We start from the raw sequence: 4214 nt of genomic DNA on the forward strand, positions 1-4214 counted from the left end.
CCGCTGGCTTTGCCGACGCCACCATTCACAGCACCACGCGAAGCAGCGGAGGGCGGCATAGTTCATGGGTAAAGGTCGCAGCAAGAACAAACCGGGACGTGGTGGGGGAAACTTCGCCATGCTCCCCCACTACCTTCTGAAGAGCGCCGCGTGGCGCGATCTCGATACCAACGCCCGCGCGCTCTATGTCGAGATCCTGTTTCGCTTCAATGGCACAAACAACGGCTCCATCGGGCTAGGCACAAGGGAGGCAGGGAAGGCACTTCACGTCAGCAAAGATACGGCGATCCGCGCGTTCGACGCGCTCGTCGATCACGGTCTAATTGTCTTGGCAACTGCCAGCACCTTCAACCAGAAACGCCTTTCCCGCGAATGGCTCCTGACCGATCACCCCGACGACAGGAACGGTCAGGGTGCCCGAAAGGACTTCATGAAATGGGGGACGGAAAAACAAAAGATAGGCGCATCACAGGGACAGATAGGCGCATCACAGGGACTATGCGGTAACGGAGTAAGCAGAAACGAGCCCGATAGGCGCACTACAGGGACTGTAAAGCCCCCCGAACAATCCCTACAGGCGCACCACAGGGACACATATATATCTAACCATGGGCAGAACGTCGGCGTGGGCATGGCTGAGGTGGCAACTGCCACAACCGGCAATGGAGCGCAGGAGCGGCGTGGGCGAACGCACACGACCCGCGACGCGCCGGCGCCTGCACAACCCTCTCAGCAATCAAGTGACGAGCCGGTGCAAGTGTCGCACTCGCTGGAGGCATTGCTCGATCGCCTCAAGACGGAAACCGTGGGGAGAGGTCATGGCTGATCTGATCTGCTTCCCTCAAGAGCGCAATGTCGGGAAGGCCCGTCACGTGGCCGTGATCTATCTTGGCAAGGATACCGAACGCGGGCGCAACTCATATTGGAAAATGGTGGTCGAGCGGCTGGCCGGTACGATGGCACGTTGCGGCTTTTCCGAGGCCGAGATCGACAGGGAAATTGGGGCATTTCTCTGGGCCGTCGAGCAGCAAATCTATATACTCACACAGCGCAACGATGGACCTGGAGCAGCATGACCAGCACCCTCACACCTTCCCGCCTAGACGCTGTTCTCGAACGGCCTAAGCCCGATCGCATCATCTGGACGGCGGGCGGCATTGCTGCCCGCCTTGGCTGTGGTGAGGACTTCGTGCGAAAGACCTTAGCACTGTTGCCAGGGTCACCCATTCGGAAGAAGGGGCGGCGGCTGTACGCATTCGAGGGCGAACTGATCGACTGGATGAAAGACGTGGCGTAGAATCAGGATAGATTGTCGCCATGGAGCTTCAATACCCACCCCGTCCGGGCCAAATCTTGATCTGCAATTACGGCACCGGCTTTCGCGAACCGGAGATGGTCAAAGAGCGATTGGTTGTGGTGGTTTCGCCACGCCTCCCTCATCGCGATTGGCTTTGTACGGTTGTGCCTTTGAGCACCTCGGCGCCGCGCTCGAATATCCGATACCAGTGTAAAGTTTCGTTGCCATTCAGCGCGCCCGAACCGTATGAAGGCACTTTCAAATTCGCAAAGGCCGATATGTTGGCGACGGTGGGCTATCGACGACTTTCAATGCCATATACGGGGCGAGATCCGTCGACGGGGAAACGAAAATACCTCAAAATCGTTTTGTCTCCAGAGGAGTTGGTCAAGGTTCACAAATGTGTGCTGTACTCTCTGGGGCTCGATCCCTTGACGGAATACCTTTGAGAGATCATATTCCCACTCGATTGCGCTTGCGGGAAACCGTAGTGCGCCTCAAGTCCACCGCGAGGTGGCGAGTCACATAAGGCGATACCAAGCCCAAAGACTGACAGCCCTGCCTTCCGAGGTGGGGCTTTCTATTTTCCGGAACGCCCCGCAATGACACGCTAAGCCCCGGATAAACCGATATCGAGTTAACCGGTTCGCATGGCATATAGTGGTCCATGCGCATCGGCCCTCTCAAAATCGAATGGAAATCGCTCTCCTCGCCCACCGAGGCGGAGTATGAGATTTTCACCGGCACCTCGGCCGGCGGGCTTGACCCGCTCACCCTTCCCGCAGTTCAATCCGCCATCCGATTGCTTTCGGAGGCCACGGCCAGCCTCGATCTCAAGATCGAGCGTAAGGTAGGCGCGGGATGGTCAGACGCCCCCGACCATCCCGTCGCCAAGCTTCTGTCCGATCAGCCCAATGATTGGTCCTCAACCTTCGATCTCATCCGCGATCTGGTCGCCACCGCGCTGACCGTCGACAAGGGTGGTCTGGCCTTCGTCAACCGCGTCGGCAATGAGGTCCGCGAGGTCGTCCGGTACGAGCCGGCCCATTACACCATCGACTTTTCGCAGGATGGTCGGCAGGAACCGACCTATCGCATCAACAACACGATGATCCCCGCCAGCGACATAATCCATGTGCGCGGGCCATTCTCTCGATGCCCGCTGAACCTGGCCCGCGATGCCATCAACGCCGCCAAGCACATGGAGCGGCATGCCGGTAACCTGTTCAAGAACGCTGCCCGCCCCGGCGGTGCCCTTGAGACACCGAAAAACATCGGTGACGAGGGCGTGAAAAAGATGATCGCCGGCTGGAAAGCCGCGATGGCCGGCAGCGAGAATGCGGGCAACACGCCCGTGCTTTGGGACGGCACAAAGTTCGTGCCCTTCACCCTCAATTCGACCGACAGCCAGTTCCTCGAAAACCGGAAGTTCCAGATCGAAGAGATCGCTCGGGCCTTCAATATCCCGGCCCAGATGATCGGAATGCTCGATCGCGCGACGTGGTCGAACATGGAGCACAAGGGCCGTGAGTTCCTGAGCTACAGCCTGGAGCCATGGCTTCGCATCCTTGAGGCCGCATTGCGCCGCGCCCTGTTCACGGCAGAGGAGCGCGGCGAATACCGGATCACCTTCGACCGCGACGATCTCACCCGCGCCGATCTCACGGCCCGCGCCACCGCCATCAATTCGCTGATCGCCTCCCGCGTCCTCAATCCCAATGAGGCCCGAGGATGGATCGACCTAGCCCCCTATGAGGGCGGCAACACATTCGCGAACCCGAATACCGGTTCCAGCCAGCCAAACGGGAACACCAATGCCGAGGAAGAAACCGACACCGGAGGCGAGACCGATGCAGATGAGTGATGTCCTCGCCAATGCCGTCGATCAGGATAAGGGCGCCGATCTCAATCTGATCGCCCCATGGGATGGCCAGCCCACCGGCATGGTCCTCACCATCGTCGGGCCGGATTCGGACACTGCCCGCCGGGCCGATATCGCCCTTGTCGACGAACTGGCCGAAATGGCCGATCTCGATGGCCGCGTCACTGCCGAGCAGCGCGCCAAGGCCAAGCTCAATGCGCTTGCCCGTCGCGTGATCCGCTGGGACGTGAAGGAGGATGGGAACCCCGTCCCCTTCGATACCAAGGCCGTCCTCAAGCTCCTGGCCGTTGGTTGGGTACGCGAACAGGTCGACGCCTTTGCCGGCGATCATCGCAACTTCGCACCGGGGGCACGCTGATGGATCGCCTGTTCCTCGAAACCAAGCTCATGGCCGACGATGAGGGCATCATCTCGGGCAAGGCATGGGCTTTCGGCTCTCCTGATCGCATCGGTGATGTGATCGAGCCCGGTGCCTTCAAGGGCGCCAAGCTGCCCCTGCCCATGCTGTTCGGCCACGATCTCAACGACCCGATCGGCACATGGGACACGGCAGACGAGAAATCGGACGGGCTGCACATCACCGGCAAGATGCTGGTGGCCGATGTGCCTCGCGCCAAGCAGGTCCAGGCACTGGTCAAATCCGGTGCCGTTCGCGGCCTCTCGATCGGCTTCATTGCCCGCAAGGCCATCGCCCGGAACGGCGGGGGCCGCACCATTAAATCTCTGGAGCTGTTCGAGGTGTCCCTCGTGACCGTTCCAATGCACCCAGGCGCCCGCGTGTCGAGCGCCAAGTCGGCAGTTGAGGCCCTGCGCCTCGTCTCTGCCATTCATCGCGCCACGGCGCAGCTTGCAACGAGGTAACAATGCAGCATCTCAGCAAAAGCGCTCTTACCGGCGCAATGGAAATCAAGGGCGATGACGATGGCGATCCCATCGATGTCGTGACCAAGGCCGTCGAGCGCATGATCAGCCGCAACAAGCTGGGCAAGCAGCAGATGACCCATCTGCGCGTCTATGTCGGGACCGAGCACCCGC

Annotated in this window: 7 protein-coding genes; all 7 read left to right on the top strand. The window is 60.2% G+C overall.

The features are described 5' to 3' along the window. The first annotated feature begins 64 nt into the window (after positions 1–64). Positions 65–826, top strand: a complete 762-nt coding sequence (locus tag AACZ55_RS15585) for a hypothetical protein (RefSeq protein WP_339647565.1) — start codon at positions 65–67, stop codon at positions 824–826. Beyond that, the gene (locus tag AACZ55_RS15590) at positions 819–1076 is read left to right on the top strand and encodes a DUF6074 family protein (RefSeq protein WP_339647567.1); all 258 of its coding nucleotides are present in this window, start codon (positions 819–821) and stop codon (positions 1074–1076) included. The genes AACZ55_RS15585 and AACZ55_RS15590 overlap by 8 nt, the downstream gene beginning before the upstream one ends. After that, a complete protein-coding gene (locus tag AACZ55_RS15595) occupies positions 1073–1297 on the top strand; it encodes a hypothetical protein (RefSeq protein WP_339647569.1) in 225 nt (74 codons plus the stop codon). Before AACZ55_RS15590 ends, AACZ55_RS15595 begins: the two co-directional genes overlap by 4 nt. A gap of 667 nt (positions 1298–1964) precedes the next feature. Then, positions 1965–3161 (top strand): phage portal protein, encoded by a 1197-nt coding sequence (locus AACZ55_RS15600; protein WP_339647571.1) that lies wholly within the window; start codon positions 1965–1967, stop codon positions 3159–3161. Then, positions 3148–3537, top strand: a complete 390-nt coding sequence (locus AACZ55_RS15605; RefSeq protein WP_339647573.1) for a hypothetical protein — start codon at positions 3148–3150, stop codon at positions 3535–3537. Before AACZ55_RS15600 ends, AACZ55_RS15605 begins: the two co-directional genes overlap by 14 nt. Next, positions 3537–4040, top strand: a complete 504-nt coding sequence (locus tag AACZ55_RS15610; protein WP_339647575.1) for an HK97 family phage prohead protease — start codon at positions 3537–3539, stop codon at positions 4038–4040. The genes AACZ55_RS15605 and AACZ55_RS15610 overlap by 1 nt, the downstream gene beginning before the upstream one ends. A gap of 38 nt (positions 4041–4078) precedes the next feature. Continuing rightward, a partial coding sequence (locus tag AACZ55_RS15615; RefSeq protein WP_339647576.1) for an uL13 family ribosomal protein occupies positions 4079–4214 on the top strand: 136 nt, incomplete at its 3' end.

Origin of the sequence: uncultured Pelagibacterium sp., assembly GCF_963972885.1 — a bacterium.
GTDB lineage: Bacteria > Pseudomonadota > Alphaproteobacteria > Rhizobiales > Devosiaceae > Pelagibacterium > Pelagibacterium nitratireducens.

Bases quoted from the DNA above. Each gene is read 5' to 3' on its own strand.
- AACZ55_RS15585 (WP_339647565.1), top strand. From the start codon at position 65: ATGGGTAAAGGTCGCAGCAAGAACAAACCGGGACGTGGTGGGGGAAAC.
- AACZ55_RS15605 (WP_339647573.1), top strand. From the start codon at position 3,148: ATGCAGATGAGTGATGTCCTCGCCAATGCCGTCGATCAGGATAAGGGC.
- AACZ55_RS15610 (WP_339647575.1), top strand. From the start codon at position 3,537: ATGGATCGCCTGTTCCTCGAAACCAAGCTCATGGCCGACGATGAGGGC.
- AACZ55_RS15600 (WP_339647571.1), top strand. From the start codon at position 1,965: ATGCGCATCGGCCCTCTCAAAATCGAATGGAAATCGCTCTCCTCGCCC.
- AACZ55_RS15590 (WP_339647567.1), top strand. From the start codon at position 819: ATGGCTGATCTGATCTGCTTCCCTCAAGAGCGCAATGTCGGGAAGGCC.
- AACZ55_RS15595 (WP_339647569.1), top strand. From the start codon at position 1,073: ATGACCAGCACCCTCACACCTTCCCGCCTAGACGCTGTTCTCGAACGG.